Below are 22,333 nucleotides of genomic sequence, written 5' to 3'. Positions count from 1 at the left end.
CTACCTCCTTACCATGAGGCAACAACAGATCCTTCGAATGTGTCCTCAATAAATTGTTTGATTTCGTCCGATTGATAAATATTAATGAACTTCTCAACGACAGGGGCGTCGACATTTTCTTCTCTTGCGACAATTAAGTTCACCCAAGGTGAGTCACTTGGTTCGATGTAAATCGAATCCTCTGTTGGAACAAAACCATGTTCAATCGCAAAGTTTGTATTAATCGCAGCCGCATCGACTTCTTCTAATTGACGCGGGATTTGAGATGCTTCAAGTTCAATAAATTCTAAGTTTAATGGATTTTCTTCAATATCAATGACCATGGCCTCAGCGCCTACACCCTCTTTTAAGGTGATGAGTCCGGCATCTTCAAATAACATTAAGGCACGCGCCCCGTTCGTTGGGTCGTTCGGTAACGCAACCGAGTCGCCTTCTTCTAATTCACTAACGTCACTAATACCTGTTGAGTAAATCCCCATTGGGAAGTTCACCGTTGTTGCGACGGCTTCAATCTCATAACCACGATCGCTTTTCGCATTATCTAAAAACGGTTGGTGTTGATAGCTATTTAAATCAAGTTCACCCTCATCGAGTGCCGTATTTGGAATCACATATTCAGTAAACACTTCAATATTGACGGTTAAGCCTTCATCAGCCGCGAGTTCTTTTACCTTTTCTAAAATCTGTTCATGTGGACCCGCTGTCACCCCAACAGTGACTTCATCTTCACTTAAGGCACCTGCTTCACTGCCACATCCTGCCAGTACGACTAATACGACTAAACCAATCAAACCTAATAACTTTCTCATTGTTACTTCCCCCTTATTTGTTCCCGGACCCCTCTGGAAATTAAAACGCCTCAATTTATCAAGTGATAAATTGAGGCGTTAAATGTTGTCTCAACTTATCTGTCATCCCTAACTAGGGCTGCTGGATTTGGCACGAGGACATACATGTCTGTTGCCGAGGCTTCAAAGGGCCAGTCCCTCCACCTCTCTTGATAAGATCCGGTCAATATTTTTTTGTTGAGACTTACTTTACACAGTATCAAATGAAAAGTCAACACAATTTTCTAAACTTTTAAAACTTTTCGTGAATGATCCCTTATTTTAAACGATAGAGATCAGGACGTCGATCTTCATAAACAGGAATTTGTCGTCTGATTTGCTTTACCTCAGCTAAATCAATCGTAGCTGTCAGTATCCCGGTTTGATCATCTGCTTCACTGATGACTTGACCCCAAGGGTCAATGACCATCGAATGACCCGCAAACGTATTATTGGGATCACTCCCGACACGGTTACATGCCACAACATAGACTTGATTTTCAATCGCACGCGCAATCAGTAACGCTCGCCAATGATCGAGGCGTTGCTTCGGCCACTCGGCGACAACATATAACAGGTCAACGTCTTCCAGCATCTGCGTTTTAATCCACTCCGGAAAACGAATGTCGTAGCAAATCACGGCCGCAGATGTGACACCTGAGAGAGTGAAAACACCACATTCTTTTCCTTCCGCTAAGAAATTTTCTTCATCCATCAGTCGAAACAAGTGGACCTTATCATACCAAAAAACGACCTCACCCTCACGGGTGATGACCGGGAGCGAATTATAAAACTTCCCGTCGCGCTTGGTTGGCACAGAACCGGCAATAATATCGACGTTATACTGTTTCGCCAGTGTTTTAATCGGCGTCAACATATCATATTCAACTACCTCTGCTAAACGATCTAAGCTATAGCCCATTGGCCAAAACTCTGGTAACACAACGGTATCAACATCAGCATCAAGGTGGTTAAATTGCTTGGCCACTTCTTGTAAATTAGCTGTTACATCACCAAACTGAATATCGATCTGAAGACAAGCGATGCGTCGCTTGATCATTTGGCATCATCCTTTCTCAAACGCGAGACATGTTGTTCCAATTCACTCATCGCATGATGGACGAGGTCTGGTGTGACCTTGCCTAATAAGTGAATCGATTCCACGTCACGTGTCGCATGACGCGCGACTTGTTGCCATTTTTCTTCAAGGTCTGTTTGAATCCCTAAATCAAAGAAGCTCGTCGGTAAACCGAGTGCCTGGTAAAATGGCAGCAGGTGATTAACCTCATCCCATTCATCAAACAGCGCCAGTTGGACTAAAATCCCATAACTCACTTTATCCCCGTGCAAGTGTTGATGTGTTTCTTCTAATACGGTAAGGCCGTTATGAATCGAGTGCGCACCTGAAATTCGCCCGTAATGTTCACCAAAACCACCGACCATGCCACTTGCTAAAATAATCGTATCGACAACTTCAATAAATCGATCAGTAATCTGTTTAGCTTTCTGGTCATTCAGCGCTGCTTCCCCGTAGGCAAGCAGCACATCTTGACATAACTTCGCCGCATGTTGACTCACTTTTACCGCAATCGGTTGATGCGGTAACAATGCCACGAGGGGTTTCGCTTCATACCACTTGGCGATCGTGTCACCAATGCCGGCCCGTAAGTAATCCGCCGGCGTTTGAATCAGAATCCCTGGTTCCACCGCCACCATAAAAGCCGCCTGGTCAAATACGACATGATCAGTAAACACGCCGTCTTCAGTGTAAAACACACTTAAGGGGGTGACCGCGGCACAGTTTGATGCGAGCGTTGGTACAATAAGGTATGGGAGCCCCATTGCCGCGGCCGTTGCTTTAGTGACATCAATGACCTTACCACCACCAACCGCAAGCAGATAATCAACGGCTTCCGTTTCTGCCTTTTCTTTTAATCTGTCTACTTCTTCGCGAGAACATTCGCCGTTATAACGCTCCATCACTACATTTAAATTTAGTGGGTTAATAAATGGCTCGGCTATGTTAAACGAAGCCTTGCCCGTTACGAGTAAACCTTTCTTCAAGCCTTGTGTTTCAATGACTTGTTTCATATCCGTTAAGGCCCCGGCATGATGACGATAGATATTCGGTGTGCCTTGTACTTTGATTGCTTCCATCGCTATTTCCTCCCGCTTCTCTGTTTTACCTATTGTCTATCAGACGATTATTTATGTCAATCTTTCGAATTTTCTATTTTTAACTAACATTTTTTACAAGTCATGTTATAATAGCTGTAACTTTTCATTTCCAATCATGCCGATAGGAGGCACCGCCTATGAAACCTGAAGAAAAACGTGAAGCACTCCAACAACAAGAACGAAAACAGTCGCCAACAGGTAATCATCGTGATAGTTTTGAGCGCGCCAGTCACGGTAGTTTGAAAGACTTATCTAGCGGGCTTGGCACAAAAGGCTTAGCTCTTGTCATTGTTGTGTTAGTTGTGGTGATATTAGCGATTGCCCTATTTTAATGTGTTGCCTTTCTGTGTAATTGTTGAAAGCACCTGCCGGTGCTTTTTGTTTTGCGATAATTATTCTGTAACATAACCATCAAAAAAACCACTAGACGAAACGCCCCTGATTCGTTACACTGTATCAAAAGTAAAGCTGTCAGAATTTTAACTATTTTAACCATCCGAAAGGCGTGAGCACGTGAATTATCCAGCTTCAGATCTATTAAACCGATTACCTAAACAATTCTTTAATAATTTAGTAAAAACCATCCATCACTACCAACAAGAAGGTTTTGATGTGATTAATTTAGGACAAGGTAATCCTGATTTACCGACACCTCATCATATTGTCGCGGCGCTAAAAGATGCCGCCACAAAACCAAGACACCATCAATATTCACCGTTTCAAGGCTATCAAGAACTAAAACAAGCGGTGAGTGACTATTATTTACGCGAATACAATGTCACGATTGACCCAGACACAGAAGTGGCGATTTTACCTGGGACAAAGACCGGACTCGTTGAACTGAGTCAATGCCTCTTAAACCCAGGTGATACTGTATTAGTTCCAGACCCAGGGTATCCTGACTACATCTCCGGTGTAAGGATGGCAGAAGCGAATATGATCCCTATGCCGCTCGTTGAAGCAAATAACTTTTTACCAGATTATCAGGCGTTACCAAAAGACGCTCACGCAGCCAAGTTAATGTTTTTAAATTACCCAAATAACCCAACCGGTGCGAAGGCAACCCCGCGCTTCTTTGACGAGACCGTTCAGTTTGCGAAACAACATAACATCGCGGTTTGTCATGACTTTGCTTACCATACAATCCAGTTTGACGGTGAAAAGGCACCCAGTTTCCTCCAGACACCCGGTGCTAAAGAAGTCGGGATCGAAATGTTTACTCTCTCAAAAGCCTACAACATGGCCGGCTGGCGCGTCGGCTTTGCGGTCGGGAATAAAGATATTATCGAGAAGCTAGAATTAATCCAAGATCACTTATATGTCAGTATCTTTGGTGCCGTTCAAATGGCCGCTAAAGCCGCCTTAGCCGGTGATCAGTCTACGACTAAAGCACTGACTGCAACGTATGAGAAAAGACGTAATGTCTTGATGGATGCCTTATCAGATATTGGCTGGAATGTGACCAAACCTTCAGGTACCTTTTTCTGTTGGTTAAAAGTACCTGAAGGCTACACGTCAGAAAGCTTTAGTCGTTACTTACTCGACACCGCTAAAGTCATGGTGGCACCTGGTAATGGTTTCGGTGACTACGGGGAAGGTTATGTGCGCGTCGCTTTACTTGATTCAGACACGCGACTGATCGAAGCCGCTAAGCGAATTGAGGCAACAAAAATTTTTAATACAACAACAGCTACTGTAAACGCGTGACCTATTATAACGCACTAAACCGCCCACCTTAAAATTCAGGTGGGCGGCTTATTTTATCCTAAGCCTATTTTTTTCAATCTGTTGACCAACGTGGAGTAACTCAACATCTTGGTTTGCTTTCATAATGAAAGTGACGCCAACGGGCTCACCTGACTTACGTTTTAAACCCGGAATCGTAAGCGCCGGATAGCCACTCGCCGCATACAGTGTTGTCGCATAATTACTTAACGTCACGAGTACATCGACGGTCTGAAATGCTTGATCGAGTGCTTTTATCGCGATTTTTTGATGTGTAGAAACCATCTGATCAACTGTCTCTTTTGTCAGTTTTGTCTCCATCGCTTGTTTAATTAAATCTTGCCCGTAAGGGGCATAGTTTGCTGCATCAGTTTGATTAAACTGATAGATATCTCGTAACGTAAGTGGCTCCTTTTCGTCTTTAAAGAAATTTCGTACCCCTTCGTTAAACTGATACTCTAACACATCCGTAATATCAATCCGATAGGCGGATGGATCAATCGCGATATCCTGTACGGCAACATCTCGCTGAATAAGGTCATCTTGTACGTGTGCTAAAAGTGTGTCATCTTCGTCTCGGTAAGCTTCTTTAATTTTGGCGTCATTAATAAATCCAAATTGATAATCTGTTAACGCTCTCGTATGATGATCTAGCGTTTCAGTGATGGTTGTCATCGCCTGAAATAGATAGAAACAGTCTTTTACGTTTCTAGCCATCGGACCGGCGGTATCATGCGCTTCGGCAATTGGTATAATCCCAGCTTGTGAGACAGTCCCTAATGTCGGCTTTAAGCCAACGACACCATTTTGACTGGCCGGATAAATAACCGAACCTGCCGTTTCAGTCCCAACAGCAACAGTACTAAGCCCAAGGGTCACCGCCACAGCACTGCCGCTACTCGAACCTCCAACATCATAATCACCAAAAGGATTCATCGTCTGACCACCTCGGGCGGAGAAGCCATTGGCACTATCTGTTGTCATAAAGTTCGCCCATTCTGACAAATTTGTCTTCCCTAAAATTAATGCACCCTTATTTTTTAACGACTGAATAATCTCGGCATCTTGATTCGGATAAAAATCTTTTAATCTGACTGCCCCCGCTGTCGTCGGTAAATCAGTCGTCGACACGTTATCTTTGATTAAGACTGGGATACCGTAAAGCGGGTCATGGTCATCACTGTACTCACACTGTTTTGCTTCCTCAACGACCGCGTGATTTAAGCTCATGACCGCATGATAATCCTTATGTAAAATCGCCCGGTTATAAAAAACAGTCGCAATATCAGCGTAACTTACGCGCTGTTGTTTCACTAACGTCTGGAGTGTGTCGATATCACTTGTGATTATCTGTTTAATAACATCATCGGTAATGTTCGATTCAAGTGGTAAAAACTCTCCTAACATACTTACTAATCTAGTTAGCTTCGGTTGTTGATGGTATTGTTTGTTGATTTGATCATGTAAATAATCGGTTGAATTAAAACTCATCGGTTCACGCCCTTTTGTATCATTTATGATTTATTTTCTTAGTTATGTAGTAAACATAACAGGTGGTGCACACGTTAAACGCACCACCCGTTGTGTTCTTCTCGTTCGTTTTGATTATTTAAACACCTTATTCTTCTGTTTTTACGTCAATCAACGTGTAAAAGCTACCGTAATAGCCGTCACTATAATGCTCAAAGTTTTGAATGATTAACGTGATTTTTGCTTGATCTGTTTCAGCTGTATAAGTGGCTTCGCTTAAACTAATATCACGGTAATTTTGGTGTTCTTTTAAATCATCAATTAAGTCGTCACCATTAAAGCTTACCAGGACTTGATCGTTTCCATCTGTCACAGTGAAAGTAAAGCTCGTTGATTCCATTTCTTGCGTCAATTGATAACGTTGATTGTCTAAGTCAAAGGGAATTGAACGCATCGATAAGTTCGCCTCAACATGATTCATAATGAGTTGATCATAACCTGAAATCGGAATCATCTCACGGTCACTCAGATTGAGATAGACAGATGATTGGAAGCGATCGGGTCCACCGTAATCATACGTCCGTTCAAAACCAAAGATATCACGAAATGTTTCGTTATTATTGATTTGTTCGGGCAAGTAATCAATGTTCTGTAGTTGATTTAATTGTTCAAATTGATCGATATAATTCGTAATATCCTCTTTATCCGCCTCTGAAATATCAGGATTAGGCAATACTTCCCCGTTTTCAAACATATTATTTTCTTCAAGTAACGTTTCTAAACTGGCCTTTTGGCTGTAGAAACTGACACTAAACGCATCAATAGGCGGGGTAATGGATATTAAGCCAAAGACAACAAAGATTGGGGCTATCCAACCCATTTTCTCACGACTCAAGAAACCATAAACAATCGCCATAATCGTCCCAAAAACACCGAAGAGAATGGCGAAATAACGACCGTACGTCACACCCGTATCGGTTAATTTTACAATAGAAGCAATCGTTTGGAATAAGACGATTGGCAGTAACACTTTCGGATAGACTCTCGCAAATAAAGCGGCAATTTTCGTCTCAACTTCAAGTGAGAGAATATAGACGAGTAAGACGACAACGGTAAAGGATACGAGTAGTGGTTCTAATAAAACTTCAGACCATAAATCACCAGTGATATTGATGACAATATAAATTAAGATAATCCCACTATAAATCGTCGTTAACGGAATGATAATATAGCTGAGTAACCGGTCAAAAATCGGTGTGGTTGTCGTAAGCGACATCAATTTATTTTTCTTTTTCACTTGGTCTTTTTTCTGAAGCTTTTGATCCCTCGCTCCGATATAGACAGGCATCATTGATAAGAACAGTGATGGGAAGAAGAGGCTCGCGATCAAGTTAAGAAAATGTAAGAACACATCACCATCCGTTGTAAACAGCAAGGCATTGATCAGCGCAATAATCAAACTAACCCCAATCGCTAAAACAATGGAATACAAGAAGGCAATAAAGAAATTTTTAAAGACAACAAACACGTTTTGACTAAAGCGGAATTCGCTTTGAATCGTCGGAATCCATACCATAAGTAACAGACTCATTAAGACGATGACACTCGTTCTGATACCTACTTGAATCGACATAAATTCCGGCCAATGTTGTAAGAAAAAGTAACCGAGCGTGAGAATAAGTGCTGCCCACATCAACAAGAGGCGCACTTTAATTTGAACATAAAACCGCTCATACATATGTTCAAACACGAGACTGAGTAAAATCCCAATCACGAAGGTATAGCTAAACCGGTACATCGCATCGTCATTTGATTCAATCATGACCATATTGGCAATGGTTAAACTTAAAATAAAGCTAAAAGCTAGCGGATAGCGCCCGACCGCTTGAATCGTATCATTCAATTGTTGTTCTAATCGTTCCATTACTTTCATTGAACTCACCCTCTCAAAAATACTCGTTAGACATAGTTATGTCGCTTAGACTTACAGTATTCTATACCCGTTAATCCACTCGTCCATGCTTCCAACTGTTTAGTGTTTTGTCTATTTTTATTCTTCTATTGGTAAGACGAGAGCCCTGACGGGACTCGCATCACCTCCAACAATTTTTAACGGTACGGCATACAAGTGATAATGTCCCGCCGGGACGTCATTTAAATACAGATTTTCGATAATGGTTATGTTCGCTCTATGAATGGCTAAATGAATCGGTAACGTCTTTGAATCCACCGCATCGACTGATGGGGCATCTGTGCCAATAAGTTTTACTCCCTGCTTAGCTAAATAGTCGATGGCTTCGGATGTTAAGAGCGGAAATTTTTCAGGAAAAACAGCGGGATCACGGTCTAACATATGAAAAAGAAGACGTGATGTGCCTAAGAGATTTAACTTCACTAAATCACTTACTGTAACTTTGTCTAAACCAGTTACGTCTACAATACGACAGCGCCCTATTCCAATCGAGACATCGAGCTGATCAATGGTTTTCCCGCTATCATCATAATGAAACGGGGCATCCATATGGGTACCATTGTGAAGACTTGAGTTAATCTCACCAATATTGACCGAACCCGTCTCTTTCATCGTCGCGCTGAGCTTAAAGTGATAAGGTGTATCACCTGGCCAAACAGCGCCGTTATTTAATAATGGCATCGTAATATCAATATACGTCATACAAGCACTCCTTTTTACATATGATGAATGGATGGATGGCTATTTGATTAGTATTAGCCTCTATGTTTATTTTAACAGAGTAGGCACCAATGACCTATTTTTTGTGTAAAAATAGCGGAAAAAGATACTTTCGATTTAAATTAGGGTAAACTATTACTGTGTTCTTAATGATGAAACAAGCTGAACATGAGGAGGAAAAAAACATGAAACTCATAAAAAAAATCAAAAAACAATTGGTGATGACTCTACTCATCCTTATGGCTTTACAACTCACCGCCCCTGTTCTATCGGCTGACGCGATTACGGATGTGGTCGTCACTTTAGGGGAAGACTTAACCGCAGAACAGAAGGCTAATCTGTTAGAAGAAATGGATATGGCTGATATCGATGAAGCAGATATTGTTTATGTGACAAACGAGGAAGAACACCAATATTTAGGCGACGTTGTTCCGAAGGAACAAATTGGGACACGCGCAATTTCATCCGCGAAGATTTCACTACGCGAAGATGAATCAGGTATTATGGTCACAACAGAAAACATTACTTATATTACATCAAAAATGTATGCCAATGCCCTCGCAACCGCTGGGATTACAGGCGCTGAAATTTATGTGACGGCACCATTTAACGTCTCTGGTACAGGTGCTTTAACCGGGATTTTAAAAGCGTACGAACAATCAACCGGAGAAGATTTAGATGAAGACTTAAAGAAAGCCGCCAATGAAGAGATGGTCATTACCGCTGATTTAGCGGAAGATGAAAATGTTTCAGAAGATGAAGCGATTGACTTTATCAATAAAATTAAAGAAGAAGTCGATAAACAAAAACCTGAAACAACCGAAGAATTACGCGCCTTAATCCAACGTCTTGCTGAAGAAATGGGACTCACATTAACCGATACTCAGCTCGATCAACTTGTTAGCCTATTCAATAAATTAAAGGACTTAAACATTGACTGGGACAAGGTAAATAATACGATTGACCAAACGAAAGACTGGCTCAATGACTTTGCCGAATCAGAAGAAGGACAAGGCATTATCACTGCCGTTAGAGACTTTTTCCGAGCGGTCTGGGACTGGTTTAAGTCCGTCTTTACTAACGAAGAAGAGGCAGCGTTAAACGTTTCTCAAACAATCTATTTTAGCTAACAATCTGTCAACGAGCCTTTACCCTTATCGGTAAAGGTTCTTATTTTTATGTGTATTTCATCTTGACTTTCAGATAAACCTATGTTCTAATAATGTTTGAAGTCAAGGTTGTTACCGCTTTCGGGCTACACTTGACAAATTCACACTACGTGATTAGCTAGCTGATTGAATCTCATTTAAGGAGATCGAACTTGTGAAAGTAAAAAAAGTTATTAACAACAACATTGTTCAATCGACGGATGAATTCGGTAAAGACGTGTTAGTGATTGGTAAAGCACTTGGGTTTAAAAAGAAACCGGGTGACGCCATTGATCAAACACTGATTGAAAAAGTTTATACGAGCAATAAAGATATGCCTACGAATAAACTGACCGAGTTATTAGCCAAGGTGGAACTAGAACATGTTCAAGTCGCCAATGAAATTATTAATTTTGCGAAAGCATCGCTTGGGAAAAAGCTAAGTGAAAATATTTATTTAACGCTGACCGACCATATTGATTATGCGATTGAACGCTATCGTAATGGTTTACCGATTAAGAACGCGTTACTGTGGGAAATTAAACGTTTCTACAATCATGAATTCTTAATTGGAAAAGAAGCCGTAAATATTATCGAATCAAAGCTTGGTATTAAACTTCCTGAAGATGAAGCTGGTTTCATTGCCCTTCACATTGTGAATGCTGAACTCGACATGTCCCAAGTTTCAGAAGTAAGCAACATGACAAAGATCATCCAAAATATTCTTAACATTATCAAGTATCACTACAAAATTGATTTAGACGAGTATTCGCTTAATTATGAACGCTTTATCACCCACTTAAAGTTCTTTATCCACCGGTTGTACCGTGGTGTTGAGCTTGAGTCAGATAAAGACGCCGGTTTTTTATTTATTTTAAAAGAGCGTTATAAAGAAGAATATCAATGTGCATTAAAAATTAGGGACTACATCATGAAAGAATTTCATCGTGATTTAAAAGAAGATGAAATGATTTATTTAACTATTCATATTCGCCGGATTACACAAGCTGGCGTCTAATTTAATAAGCTAGGGTTGTTACTGGTCAAGCAGGCTACACCTAAATGTTTCACACATGTTTAAACATGCGTGACATTTAGGTGTTTTTTATTGGCTAAACAACAAAAATAAGGAGGACAAACAGATGAACTATCAAGAATTAGCCGCATCCATTATTAAAAATGTTGGTGGCGAGAAAAACATTAACGGTTTGAATCACTGTGCGACGCGTTTACGTTTTAATTTAAAAGATGACCAAAAGGCTCAGACAGACGCCATTAAAAACACACCGGGTGTCATGGGTGCTGTGGCTAAAGGCGGACAATATCAAGTCATCATTGGCAGTGATGTTGGTACCGTATATAAAGAAATCATTCAAGTCGTGCCAAAATTAAGTGAAGCTCCGGCGGATAAAGAAGAAGACGACCGAGGACGTGTTGCCAAGGTGATTGATACAATCACTGGTATTTTCACACCAATTTTACCAGCGATTACAGCTGCGGGTATGTTAAAAGCAGTCTTATCACTACTCGTTGTATTTGGTTGGATTGAGAACACGTCACAGTCTTATCAAGTAATGGACTTTATGGCCGATGCTGCCTTCTACTTCTTACCAATCTTACTCGCCTCATCAGCGGCAGCGAAGTTTAAAACCAATGCCTATTTAGCGATGATGCTTGGCGGGATTTTACTCCATCCGAACTTTGTTAATATGGTTAATTCGTTAGAAGAAGGCCAAGGGATTACGTTCTTCGGGTTACCGATTACAGCGATTGGGTACGGATCATCAGTTATTCCGATTATTTTAGCGGTATGGTTTATGTCTTATATTGAACTGATTGCCGATAAAGTCTCACCAAAAGCAGTGAAATTCTTTACGAAACCGTTGATCACGATTGCGGTTGTAGGTACAGTTTCACTCACATTGATTGGACCGTTCGGTCACTTAATTAGTGATTATATCTCAACTGGTATTCAAGCCCTTGAATCATTTAGCCCATGGATTGTGCCACTTATTATTGGGGCATTTACACCACTATTTGTCGCAACGGGGACACACTATGGTCTTGTACCAATCGGTATTAATAACCGGATGACCAATGGTTATGACACAGTCATCTATCCAGGTATGCTCGCATCAAACGTCTCTCAAGGGGCAGCCGCACTTGCGGTCAGTATTAAATCAAAAGATTCAACCATTAAACAGTTAGCGTCTTCTGCTGGTCTTACCGCCCTCTTTGGTATTACTGAGCCCGCTTTATACGGGGTTAACTTACGTTACAAAACACCACTGTATGCGGCGATGATTGGTGGGGGTGTTGGTGGTTTATTTATGGGTATTTTCCGCGTCCGTAACTTCTCAGGTGGGGCACCGGGCTTACTTACTTTACCAAGTTATATTGGGGATGATACCCTCACTTACTTTACGTTTGCGGCTATTGGGGCAGCGATTAGTATTGTTGTTAGCTTTGTTATTTCATTTATTCTTTATAAAGATCCAGTAGATGACGCAGTAAAAGACGAAACAGTTGACACGACCGATGTTGCAGGAACAGATAATACCTTATCAAATCAGTCGATGACACTCGTTTCACCATTGAAAGGTCAAGCTTTACCCCTTTCCAAAGTAGCCGATGCGATGTTTTCTGAAGAAATTCTCGGTAAAGGAATGGCCGTCGAACCTTCTGAAGGTCTCGTAACAGCACCAGTAGACGGCATCATTTCAGCGACGTTTGATTCAAAACACGCGGTTGGCATCACGACGGATGACGGCATGGAATTATTGATTCACGTCGGTATTGATACGGTGCAACTTGGTGGTGAAGGCTTTAAGTATCACGTCAACAAGAATGACCGTGTAAAAGTAGGCGATCAATTAATTTCATTCGATATCGAATATATTAAAGAACAAGGCTATCCTGTCACGACACCACTTGTTATTACGAACTCAGCAGAATACGGTGACATTATCGGTCTAACAGAACAAACCGTGACACACGGTGACGCACTGATTCGCGTCGTAAAATAATCATAAACATTCACTATAAATGAAGACGGACAAGCAACGACTTGAGCCGTCTTCATCCATTGAAAGGAAGAGGAAATTATGAGTTTAAGAGCTGATTTTTTATGGGGCGGGGCAACCGCAGCCAACCAATGTGAAGGGGCGTATAACTTAGACGGCCGAGGACTAGCGAATGTTGACGTCGTTCCGACCGGCAAAGAGCGCTTTGATATTATTTCTGGTAAACGTAAAATGTTAGACTTTGAAGAGGGTTATTTTTATCCTGCTAAAGAAGCGATTGATATGTATCACCACTATAAAGACGATATTAAATTGTTTGCGGAAATGGGTTTTAAAACGTACCGCTTATCGATTGCATGGACAAGAATCTTCCCTAAAGGAGACGAGTTAGAGCCAAACGAACAAGGTCTTGCCTTTTATGAGGATCTGTTTAAAACATGTCAAGCTTACGGTATTGAACCACTCGTCACGATTACCCACTTTGATTGTCCGATTCATTTAATTAAAGAATACGGCGGCTGGCGTAATCGTAAAATGATTGAATTTTATGAGCGTCTAGTCCGTGTATTATTCACCCGTTTTAAAGGACTCGTGAAGTACTGGCTCACGTTTAATGAAATTAATATGATTCTTCATGCGCCGTTTATGGGCGCGGGATTAGTATTTGAAGATGGTGAAAATGAAGAGGAAATTAAATATCAAGCCGCTCACCATGAGCTTGTCGCAAGTGCTTTAGCCACTAAAATTGCGCATGAAATTGATCCGGAAAATATGATCGGTTGTATGCTGGCCGCTGGAGAATACTATCCTTTAACACCTAAACCAGAAGATGTCTTTTTAGCTCAAGAAAAAAACCATGAAAATTATTTCTTTATCGATGTCCAGTCTCGCGGAGAATACCCTGCGTACGCATTAAAACAGCTTGAGCGAAATAATATCATGATTAAGATGACGGAAGAAGATCTGGACACACTAAAAAACCATACCGTTGACTTTATCTCGTTTAGTTATTATTCATCACGTGTTGTCACGACGGATGATTCTGTTGAAAAAACAGCCGGTAATATTTTTAAATCAGTGAAGAACCCATATTTAGAGGCAAGTGAATGGGGTTGGCAAATCGATCCACTTGGACTCCGTACAACGATGAACGCGATTTATGATCGCTATCAAAAACCACTCTTTATTGTCGAGAATGGCTTAGGTGCGATTGATACACCCGATGAATCAGGTAACATTATCGATGATTACCGCATCGACTATTTACGCGCCCATATTCAAGCGATGAAAGAGGCGGTTGAACTTGATGGTATTGACTTACTCGGTTACACGTCTTGGGGTTGTATCGACCTTGTCAGTGCCGGGACAGGAGAGATGAAAAAACGCTACGGTTTTATCTATGTTGACCGTGACAATGAAGGCAACGGTACACTCACACGTACAAAGAAAAAATCATTTGATTGGTATAAAAAAGTCATTGCATCAAATGGTGAAGACTTGTCTTAACTACTAGCTCTTCTATCATTTTACAATGTATAAGCAGAAAACAAAAAGAGACGTCAATGATCCGACTGGCTAAACGGCCGATCGGATCATTGACGTTCATCATTCTTTTCATACCTTTATTTTGTCTATTTTATCCCTTTACTTTTAATGCCTTTTCTTGAGCAATTAAACAAAGTTCTTGTGCTTTAAAGATATGGTCTTGTGTCATCGCTATTTCTGTCCCATTAATTGAATCAAGAATCATTTGACCAAAGAAAGGGAAGCCTACTTTTCCTGTCAGTGTCATATGTTCCACTTTGTCATTTGTTACGAGGTAGAGATGATTCCCTGTTTCTTCCGCGCCAACATTCGTATACTTTCGAAGTTCAATGGTGCCTTTTGTACCAGTAATAAACATCCGACCATCTCCCCAAGTCGGTAAGCCGTCTGGTGTGAACCAATCAACTTTAAAGTAAAACGTCGCCCCGTTCTCCCCCACAAGTGTCGCATCACCATAGTCTTCAAGTTCTGGTTTGTCTGGGTTGTTATAGTTGGCTACTTTACTATGCAATACAGTGGCTTCCTTATTGCCCGTGTAAGTTAAGAATTGTTCAATTTGATGACTACCGATATCCGCTAAGATGCCGCCGTACTTTTCTTTCTCAAAGAACCAACCCGGGCGATTGTTCTTATCTAAACGATGCGGACCAAAACCTGTCACTTGAATGACCTCACCAATCACACCTGCTTCAATCAGTTCTCCTGCTTTGATTGCCGATTCTACGTGAAGACGCTCAGAAAAGTAAACGAAGTAGCGCTTGCCCGTTTCTTTAACAACCCGTTTGGTTTCTTCTAATTGCGCGAGCGTCGTAAAGCCTGTTTTGTCAGTAAAGTAGTCTTTTCCACTCTGCATCACCTTATTTCCAAGTGCACTTCTAACGTTCGGAACCGCAGCTGCCGCAACAAGTTGAATCGACTCATCCGCTAAGATAATCTCAAGTGATTCAACCGCTTCAACAAATGGATAAGCTTCTAAATATTTAATCCGTTTTTCTTCATCTGGTTCATACACATATTGAACGGTGGCGCCCGCCTCAATTAAACCATTGGTCATCCCGTAAATATGACCATGGTCTAGCGCTGTCACCGCCACGTTAAACTCACCTGGTTCTACTACTTTATTGTTGATGCCTTTAGGTGCATAATTCATGCCGTCTTGTTTACTCAACGTTCATTCCCTCCTTAAAACAACTCACCATAACCGAGTCCTACTAAGTAATCGCGCGAATCTTTTAAGCAATCGAAAGGATCACGGCCATATTGATCATCTTGTTCGACGAGTAAGTAGCGCACCCCCGCCTCAAGGCTTGCTTCAATAATCGCTTTAAAGTCAAGCGAGCCGGTGCCAAGTTCAGCGAATTCAATGATATCTGTAAATTGTTGCATAAACGTCTTCATGTCCCCTGCATATAGAGCGTCAAGTGCTGATTCAGGTACCCGGTTCACCCGGTAATCTTTTAAGTGAATCAGTTCCACTTTACCTTTGTAATCATTAATCACATCCACTGGATTTAAACCGCCGCGGTGGACCCAGTGGACATCAAGTTCAAAGCCGAGTAGTGGTGCCTCACGACGAATAATATCTAATAAGTATTCCCCGTCATACTTGGTAAATTCAATATGATGATTATGGTAATAGAGCTTAATGCCTTCTTCTGTTAATTTTTCAGCCACCGCGTTCGCTTCGCGTGAGAATTCAATCACCTTCTCAAGTGAGGCCATTGCCTCAAATGGCAACATTCCAATGCGAAGTAAGTCACAATCTAATGTATGACAATCTTTTACGATTTTATCAAAGTCAGTCGTGAGTGATTCTTGCCCCGGTTGCATTGGCTTAAGTCCCGCCGTCATTGAAGCAATCTTCATTCCAAATTCTTCTGTCGCGCGTTTTATTTCACTCACATTTTCTTCTGTCATCGGAATTTGTGAGACTTCAATCGAATGGTACCCAAGTTCATGGACTTTTTTAAACGTTTCATAAGCCCCTAACTCTTCTACTTTCTCTTTTAACATCATCGCTTGTACACCAATTTTAGCTGTCATGTAAGTACTCTCCTTTATTGATTCGTTCGCCCGTCTTAGATGATTGTTTCATTAAATCAAGCATGATCATCGATGGGAGGGCGTCTTGTACGGTAATATAGTCATTCGTCTGTGTTAATAGCGCTTGATAAAAAGCTTCAATCGCTTCTTGATGACTGGGACCGTAATACGACTTCGATTTCGTTGATACTTTATCTTCAGCAATACAGACTTTCCCTTGGTCTGTTGTTTCATATAGCTGATAATCTTTAATCGTGAATTTGCCGCGTTCAAGAATGACTTGACATTCCACGCTTGAATTGGCCGCATAGGCATTCGTTGACATCGCAAAGCCATGGACGCCGTCACTAAAATTAATTTGGGCAACGGCCGTGTCTTCTACTTCAATCGGATAATCGGTAATATTCGAAAGACTTGCCTTCACATCAACAATGTCACCCGCAATATACTGCATCAAATCATACGTATGAATCGCTTGATTAATAATCGTGCCACCACCCGCACGAGCCATCATTCCGCGCCACGGCTTACTCGTGTAATACGACAGCGGACGGCCCCAGGCAACTAAGCCTTTAATCGCGACAAGCTTACCGTAATCATTGCTTGCTAATTTTTCTTTTAGTACTTTGACTGTCTCGTTATAGCGATTTTGAAAACAAACACCCACGCGGGCGTTTAAGCGTGCGGTTTCTTCATATAAATGACACGCCTCTTTGTAGTTTAAGGCGACGGGCTTTTCTAAAAAGACCGCAATACCTTTGTTGATCACTTGTTTTGCGACCGGCACATGTAAATCATGCGGTAAACAAATATGGACGACGTCGAGTGATTGTTTTCTTAAGAGATCGTCAATTTGGGTATAGAACGGGATGTCTCGATAAAGTTCGTGTTTGGTCGGATTGATATCACACACGGCCACAAGTTCTGCGACCGCACTTTCCTCAATCGCCTTCCGGTGAATAAACGAGACATCACCGAGTCCGATGATCGCAACTTTCAGCATCTACCTCATCCCCTTAACTGCGAAGGTCAAATTTACCTTCTTCTTTAATCCGTTTATTTAATTCACTTAAATACACGTCATCATCAAAGTCTTTAAGTGAGATTTCTTCACCTGTCCACGTTGATAAATGAATCGCATTCGCTAGACGCACCCCGTTAATACCTTCAGCACCTGGTGCAAGTAAATCTTCCCCGTGAAGAATGTGACGCGCGAAGTTTTCTAATACGCCTGAGTGTTGTTCGCCCCACGCACTTTCTTCAGTGAAGGTTTCCGTTGAATAGAGGTCTTCGGTGTTCATCTGACCCATAAACAGACGTTTCACATCTTCCATGTCCATATTTTTATTTAGCTCATTTTCTGATTCTTTTAGACGCTTCACCGTCACTGTCCTACTATCTTCAACGACGATTTTCCCTTTATCACCTAGAATTTCTAGACGGTCTGTCCCGAGTAAATCATGGGTACACGTCACAAACACACCGGTTGCGCCGTTTTCATATTCCATCACCGCTGTTACTTCATCTTCTACCGCAATATCGCGTCTAAAGCCGTGTTTGATTTTACTGTAGACTTTCGTTGGGACACCGGCAATCCATTGAATTAAATCAAGTTGGTGAGGCGCTTGATTGACTAAGACACCGCCACCTTCACCTCCCCATGTGGCACGCCATGCGCTTTGATCGTAATACGGTTGCGGGCGCCACCATGTCGTAATAATCCAGTTCGTCCGGCGAATCGGACCAATGTCACCGTTTTCAACAATCTGTTTGATTTTTTGATAGAGTGGATTATTCCGTTGATTAAACATAATCGCATAGGTCACGTCTTGTTTACTTGCCGCAAATTCATTTAAGGCTTTTACTTGTTTGGTATACACGCCGGCTGGTTTTTCGTTTAAGACGTGGACGCCATTGTCAAGCGCAAACGTCGCCATCTCTGGGTGTAGGTAATGCGGGACTGTTGTGATAATCGCATCCACGTCCCCACTTGTGATCATTTCCTTATAGTCACTGTAAATCTTTTTGTTGGGGAATGCTTCTTTTAGCTTTGCTTGTTTTGCTTCATCGATGTCACAAATAGCGACTAAGTCCATGCTTTTGACCATACCTTGTTCAATAAAGCTTGCATACATCGAGCCTTGTGCGCCGTAACCAATAATACCAAAACGTAATTTCGTCATAATACATACTCTCCCTTATGATTGTTTAATTGTTTGCGATACTTTGATGGTGTCACGTTAAAGTGGGCTTTAAAATAGCGACTAAAATGCGCATCGCTTTCAAACCCATGTAACTTTGAAATGTGTTTGATCGTGTATTCCGGATGACTTTCTAACGCATGCGTTGCCTGAGATAGGCGATAACCCATGATGTACTGCATAATCGTTTGACCGGAAATATCTTTAAATACATGTGATAAATATGACTTACTTAAATTCACTTCTTTGGCGATGCGTTCAATTGATAGTGATTCCCGGTAATTTTCTGCGATAAATTTTGATACCCGCTCGGCGATCGCTGTTTTTTCATCTCCTCTCATATTAGGTTTATCTAAAATACTTTCGGTGCCTCGCTTTACCGATAGTAATAAATCAACGAGCACAAGTTGTTGTTCTGCCTGTTTATCATGATCGTCCACGGCCACTAAAAACGTTAGCCGTTTCAGTAATTCTTCAACTTTACTGATTGTTTGCGGACGAATAACACGCAATTTCCCTTGCTTATTTTCCTGAAAAATTGATAACAGATCTTCTAAATCTAAGAAGCGTAGTAACGGCATGAGCCAGTCACGGTCAAAGTGGATAATGCTTCGTTCATACGTGCCGGCATCTGAAAACAATCCCGCCCGGTGAACGGTTTTTCCGTCAATAAAAAGCAGGTCACCTGGTTTTAACATATACATGTGATCACCTATCAAAAACCGGCAACTGCCTTGATGAAATAAATAAATTTCATCGTGTCGATGCGTATGAAACTCAAGCGGATAGTGCTTTCCTTTATGACGATAAGCCACTTGAATCGACTCTACCATATCGGCACCCCCTTCTTGTATACTTGTATTATAATCGAATGTCTCATATAAAACAATGACTGAAAGTGCTTACATTTCCCATTATATTGACTCAGACTGCTTTTGGCGAATCATATATTAGCTACATCAAATGCATAGTCTCCTTTCAATTCGGGTATATAATGTAAGTGAGTGTTTTTAGTTAGCTTGACGCCCCATTATTAAGTCGTTAATGATTATCATCAACAACAATTAAACGATAATAAATCGTCAGATATTTAATAAAAAAGTTTATAAATTTCTTTACGCTTTCAGATAAAAATAAGCTTAAACGACTGATATTAACGTGTTGTAAGCGCTTGTGATGATTTTATCGTATCGCTTGACTTTAAAAACAAATACTTTATAATAACTTATATCGAATTAGAATTATTATCGTTAATCAAATGTTGTTCACTTTTCAGTTAACGTTAATAATTGCTTATATATTCAAAATAAAAGGAGGATGACAATTTATGTCACTAATAGGTAAAGAAGTACTACCATTCACAGCACAAGCATTCAAACACGGAGAAGATTTCTTCGAGGTAACAGAAGCAGATCTTAAAGGTAAGTGGAGTGTCGTTGTTTTCTATCCAGCTGACTTTTCATTTGTATGCCCAACCGAGCTAGAAGATATGCAGAAAGAATACCCAGCCCTTAAAGAATTAGGTGTGGAAATATTCTCAGTATCAACAGATACACACTTTGTGCATAAAGCATGGCACGAACATTCAGATGCGGTTGGTTCAATCGAATATACGATGATTGGTGACCCATCACAAACAATTTCTCGCAACTTTGATGTACTAAACGAAGCATCAGGTCTTGCGGACCGTGGTACGTTCTTAATTGACCCAGACGGTGTCATCCAAACAGTTGAGATTAACGCAGACGGTATCGGACGTGACGCGTCGACTATTATTAATAAAGTAAAAGCCGCACAGTATGTACGTAAACACCCTAACGAAGTTTGCCCAGCGAAATGGCAAGAAGGCGAAGAAACATTGAAACCAAGCCTAGATATCGTAGGTAAAATCTAAGGAGTGATTTCTTTATGCTAGACCAACAAATTAAGGAACAACTCAAGCAGTACTTAGCCCTGCTTGAGTCTGACCTTGTGATTCAATTGTCACTTGGCGACGATAAACATTCAACAGAAACAAAAGAACTCGTGGATGAGCTCAGTCAAATGTCAGACCGGATTACGGTTGAAGAAAAAGACTTAGCACGCACGCCAAGTTTTACTATCGCTAAAAAAGGTGAAGAGGCGCGTGTTACATTCGCAGGTGTCCCACTTGGACATGAGTTTACCTCTTTAGTCATGGCTCTTTTACAAGTTAGTGGCCGTGCACCTAAAATTGACGATAGTCAAGTCGAACAAATTAAAGGGATTTCTAAAGAATTGAACTTTACAACATATGTGTCATTATCATGTCACAACTGTCCAGATGTTGTTCAAGCCTTAAACATTATGAGTGTGTTAAACCCTAATATTACCCATACAATGGTAGAAGGAACCGCTCATAAAGCTGAAGTCGAGAAAGAAAACATCATGGCTGTTCCAGCCGTCTACTTAAATGGTGAATTCTTAGAATCTGGTCGTATGACCCTTGATGACTTACTCGCCTTAGTCTCTACTGGTCCAGACCCAGAGGAACTGAATAGTAAAGATCCATTCGATGTGTTAGTCGTTGGTGGTGGCCCATCAGGGGCAACATCTGCGATTTATGCCGCACGTAAAGGCATTCGTACTGGCCTTGTTGCTGATCGTTTTGGTGGTCAAGTGATGGATACATTAGGTATTGAAAACTTCATTGGTGTGCCTTACACTGAAGGTCCTAAATTAATGGGTAACGTAGAAGCACATGTGAATGAGTATGACATTGATGTGATGAAGAGTTTACAAGCGAAGAGCTTGAAGAAAAATGATCTCTTTGAAGTAGAACTTGAAAATGGTGCTGTCCTTAAAAGTAAAACCGTTGTTCTCTCAACCGGTGCGCGTTGGCGAAACATTAACGTACCTGGTGAACACGAGTACAAAAACAAAGGGGTCGCTTATTGCCCTCACTGTGACGGTCCATTATTCGAAGGTAAAGATGTGGCGGTTATCGGTGGTGGTAACTCAGGTATTGAAGCGGCGATTGACCTTGCGGGTATCGTGAAACATGTAACGGTGGTTGAGTTCTTACCAGAACTTAAAGCTGACCAAGTGCTGCAAGACCGCCTTTACTCACTATCAAATGTCACCGTGATTAAAAATGCGCAAACGACTGAGATTACAGGTGACGAAACCGTAAATGGTCTCACGTATAAAAATCGTGATACAGACGAAGAGCACCATATTGAGCTTGCGGGTGTCTTTGTCCAAATTGGTCTTGTACCTAACACAGACTGGTTAGGTGATACAGTTGAACGTAACCGTATGGGAGAAATCGTGATTGATAAGCATGGTCAAACAAGCTTACCGGGTGTGTTTGCCGCCGGTGACTGTACGGATACGCCTTATAAACAGATTATTATCTCAATGGGTTCAGGCGCTACTGCTTCACTTGGTGCGTTTGATTACTTGATTAGAAACTAATTTTCAAAAAAACAAGCCATCCGGTGTCTTAAGAGACTGGATGGCT

At 41.3% G+C, this 22,333-nt stretch carries 19 protein-coding genes and 1 riboswitch; of the genes, 8 read left to right on the top strand and 11 right to left on the bottom strand.

All coding sequences use genetic code 11. From position 1 onward, the window contains the following. Positions 1-8 precede the first annotated feature (8 nt). From BM390_RS01485 to BM390_RS01475, 3 genes are all read right to left on the bottom strand, one after another. Complete coding sequence (locus BM390_RS01485) at positions 9-809, bottom strand: MetQ/NlpA family ABC transporter substrate-binding protein (protein ID WP_062319644.1); 801 nt, start codon at positions 807-809, stop codon at positions 9-11. Between the two features lie 92 nt (positions 810-901). Further along, a riboswitch (SAM riboswitch) is annotated at positions 902-1,007 on the bottom strand. A gap of 97 nt (positions 1,008-1,104) precedes the next feature. Further along, positions 1,105-1,887 (bottom strand): carbon-nitrogen family hydrolase, encoded by a 783-nt coding sequence (locus BM390_RS01480; RefSeq protein WP_246806726.1) that lies wholly within the window; start codon positions 1,885-1,887, stop codon positions 1,105-1,107. Then, on the bottom strand, positions 1,884-2,984 hold the full coding sequence (locus BM390_RS01475) for an iron-containing alcohol dehydrogenase family protein (protein ID WP_062319642.1): 1,101 nt from the start codon (positions 2,982-2,984) through the stop codon (positions 1,884-1,886). Before BM390_RS01475 ends, BM390_RS01480 begins: the two co-directional genes overlap by 4 nt. 158 nt (positions 2,985-3,142) lie before the next feature. Here BM390_RS01475 and BM390_RS01470 point away from each other — a divergent pair, with 158 nt between their 5' ends. Both BM390_RS01470 and BM390_RS01465 read left to right on the top strand, forming a co-directional pair. Then, a complete protein-coding gene (locus tag BM390_RS01470; protein ID WP_062319640.1) occupies positions 3,143-3,337 on the top strand; it encodes a DUF6366 family protein in 195 nt (64 codons plus the stop codon). Positions 3,338-3,518: 181 nt separating this feature from the next. Continuing rightward, positions 3,519-4,712, top strand: coding sequence for a pyridoxal phosphate-dependent aminotransferase (locus tag BM390_RS01465; protein WP_062319638.1), 1,194 nt, complete (start codon positions 3,519-3,521; stop codon positions 4,710-4,712). Positions 4,713-4,760: 48 nt separating this feature from the next. On the opposite strand, the gene BM390_RS01460 is transcribed toward BM390_RS01465, so the two are convergent. From BM390_RS01460 to BM390_RS01450, 3 genes are all read right to left on the bottom strand, one after another. Continuing rightward, a complete protein-coding gene (locus tag BM390_RS01460; protein ID WP_089852756.1) occupies positions 4,761-6,221 on the bottom strand; it encodes an amidase family protein in 1,461 nt (486 codons plus the stop codon). 127 nt (positions 6,222-6,348) lie between these two features. Next, a complete protein-coding gene (locus tag BM390_RS01455) occupies positions 6,349-8,133 on the bottom strand; it encodes a DUF4153 domain-containing protein (RefSeq protein ID WP_062319632.1) in 1,785 nt (594 codons plus the stop codon). A gap of 117 nt (positions 8,134-8,250) precedes the next feature. Beyond that, entirely contained in the window at positions 8,251-8,874 is a 624-nt protein-coding gene (locus tag BM390_RS01450; RefSeq protein WP_089852755.1) for a cyclase family protein, read from the bottom strand. A 203-nt stretch (positions 8,875-9,077) separates the two neighbouring features. Between BM390_RS01450 and BM390_RS01445 the strand changes: the two genes are divergently transcribed. The 4 genes from BM390_RS01445 to BM390_RS01430 all read left to right on the top strand — a co-directional run bounded on the left by BM390_RS01445 (position 9,078) and on the right by BM390_RS01430 (position 14,569). Further along, positions 9,078-10,022: a DUF1002 domain-containing protein gene (locus BM390_RS01445; protein WP_089852754.1), complete on the top strand. Its 945-nt coding sequence runs from the start codon at positions 9,078-9,080 to the stop codon at positions 10,020-10,022. 193 nt (positions 10,023-10,215) lie between these two features. Further along, a complete protein-coding gene (licT, locus tag BM390_RS01440) occupies positions 10,216-11,058 on the top strand; it encodes a BglG family transcription antiterminator LicT (RefSeq protein WP_062319628.1) in 843 nt (280 codons plus the stop codon). Between the two features lie 124 nt (positions 11,059-11,182). After that, positions 11,183-13,066: a beta-glucoside-specific PTS transporter subunit IIABC gene (locus BM390_RS01435; RefSeq protein WP_089852753.1), complete on the top strand. Its 1,884-nt coding sequence runs from the start codon at positions 11,183-11,185 to the stop codon at positions 13,064-13,066. A 78-nt stretch (positions 13,067-13,144) separates the two neighbouring features. Further along, the gene (locus BM390_RS01430) at positions 13,145-14,569 is read left to right on the top strand and encodes a 6-phospho-beta-glucosidase (RefSeq protein WP_089852752.1); all 1,425 of its coding nucleotides are present in this window, start codon (positions 13,145-13,147) and stop codon (positions 14,567-14,569) included. A 130-nt stretch (positions 14,570-14,699) separates the two neighbouring features. Here BM390_RS01430 and BM390_RS01425 read toward each other — a convergent pair whose 3' ends face one another. From BM390_RS01425 to BM390_RS01405, 5 genes are read right to left on the bottom strand one after another with little or no spacing between them, the layout of a single operon-like run. Next, on the bottom strand, positions 14,700-15,776 hold the full coding sequence (locus BM390_RS01425; protein WP_062319623.1) for a Gfo/Idh/MocA family protein: 1,077 nt from the start codon (positions 15,774-15,776) through the stop codon (positions 14,700-14,702). A 14-nt stretch (positions 15,777-15,790) separates the two neighbouring features. Continuing rightward, complete coding sequence (locus BM390_RS01420; protein ID WP_062319621.1) at positions 15,791-16,651, bottom strand: sugar phosphate isomerase/epimerase family protein; 861 nt, start codon at positions 16,649-16,651, stop codon at positions 15,791-15,793. Continuing rightward, positions 16,641-17,654, bottom strand: a complete 1,014-nt coding sequence (locus BM390_RS01415) for a Gfo/Idh/MocA family protein (protein WP_089852751.1) — start codon at positions 17,652-17,654, stop codon at positions 16,641-16,643. Before BM390_RS01415 ends, BM390_RS01420 begins: the two co-directional genes overlap by 11 nt. 13 nt (positions 17,655-17,667) lie before the next feature. After that, entirely contained in the window at positions 17,668-18,834 is a 1,167-nt protein-coding gene (locus BM390_RS01410; RefSeq protein ID WP_218161143.1) for a Gfo/Idh/MocA family protein, read from the bottom strand. Beyond that, positions 18,831-19,685, bottom strand: coding sequence for a helix-turn-helix transcriptional regulator (locus BM390_RS01405; protein ID WP_089852749.1), 855 nt, complete (start codon positions 19,683-19,685; stop codon positions 18,831-18,833). The genes BM390_RS01410 and BM390_RS01405 overlap by 4 nt, the downstream gene beginning before the upstream one ends. 494 nt (positions 19,686-20,179) lie before the next feature. On the opposite strand from BM390_RS01405, the gene ahpC reads away from it, so the two are divergent. Next, on the top strand, positions 20,180-20,746 hold the full coding sequence (gene ahpC / locus BM390_RS01400; RefSeq protein ID WP_089852748.1) for an alkyl hydroperoxide reductase subunit C: 567 nt from the start codon (positions 20,180-20,182) through the stop codon (positions 20,744-20,746). A 14-nt stretch (positions 20,747-20,760) separates the two neighbouring features. Continuing rightward, complete coding sequence (ahpF, locus tag BM390_RS01395) at positions 20,761-22,287, top strand: alkyl hydroperoxide reductase subunit F (RefSeq protein ID WP_089852747.1); 1,527 nt, start codon at positions 20,761-20,763, stop codon at positions 22,285-22,287. Positions 22,288-22,333: the final 46 nt, after the last annotated feature.

The organism is Halolactibacillus miurensis (genome assembly GCF_900116255.1).
GTDB lineage: Bacteria > Bacillota > Bacilli > Bacillales > Amphibacillaceae > Halolactibacillus > Halolactibacillus miurensis.
Note: the sequence above shows the minus strand (reverse complement) of the source record. Positions and strands in the feature narration are given on the sequence as shown.

Coding starts and splice junctions, on each gene's coding strand:
- ahpF (WP_089852747.1), top strand. CDS start 20,761: ATGCTAGACCAACAAATTAAGGAACAACTCAAGCAGTACTTAGCCCTG.
- BM390_RS01450 (WP_089852755.1), bottom strand. CDS start 8,874: ATGACGTATATTGATATTACGATGCCATTATTAAATAACGGCGCTGTT.
- BM390_RS01410 (WP_218161143.1), bottom strand. CDS start 18,834: ATGACGAAATTACGTTTTGGTATTATTGGTTACGGCGCACAAGGCTCG.
- BM390_RS01480 (WP_246806726.1), bottom strand. CDS start 1,887: ATGATCAAGCGACGCATCGCTTGTCTTCAGATCGATATTCAGTTTGGT.
- BM390_RS01405 (WP_089852749.1), bottom strand. CDS start 19,685: ATGGTAGAGTCGATTCAAGTGGCTTATCGTCATAAAGGAAAGCACTAT.
- BM390_RS01455 (WP_062319632.1), bottom strand. CDS start 8,133: ATGAAAGTAATGGAACGATTAGAACAACAATTGAATGATACGATTCAA.
- BM390_RS01415 (WP_089852751.1), bottom strand. CDS start 17,654: ATGCTGAAAGTTGCGATCATCGGACTCGGTGATGTCTCGTTTATTCAC.
- BM390_RS01430 (WP_089852752.1), top strand. CDS start 13,145: ATGAGTTTAAGAGCTGATTTTTTATGGGGCGGGGCAACCGCAGCCAAC.
- BM390_RS01420 (WP_062319621.1), bottom strand. CDS start 16,651: ATGACAGCTAAAATTGGTGTACAAGCGATGATGTTAAAAGAGAAAGTA.
- BM390_RS01435 (WP_089852753.1), top strand. CDS start 11,183: ATGAACTATCAAGAATTAGCCGCATCCATTATTAAAAATGTTGGTGGC.
- BM390_RS01460 (WP_089852756.1), bottom strand. CDS start 6,221: ATGAGTTTTAATTCAACCGATTATTTACATGATCAAATCAACAAACAA.
- BM390_RS01470 (WP_062319640.1), top strand. CDS start 3,143: ATGAAACCTGAAGAAAAACGTGAAGCACTCCAACAACAAGAACGAAAA.
- BM390_RS01445 (WP_089852754.1), top strand. CDS start 9,078: ATGAAACTCATAAAAAAAATCAAAAAACAATTGGTGATGACTCTACTC.
- ahpC (WP_089852748.1), top strand. CDS start 20,180: ATGTCACTAATAGGTAAAGAAGTACTACCATTCACAGCACAAGCATTC.
- BM390_RS01485 (WP_062319644.1), bottom strand. CDS start 809: ATGAGAAAGTTATTAGGTTTGATTGGTTTAGTCGTATTAGTCGTACTG.
- BM390_RS01475 (WP_062319642.1), bottom strand. CDS start 2,984: ATGGAAGCAATCAAAGTACAAGGCACACCGAATATCTATCGTCATCAT.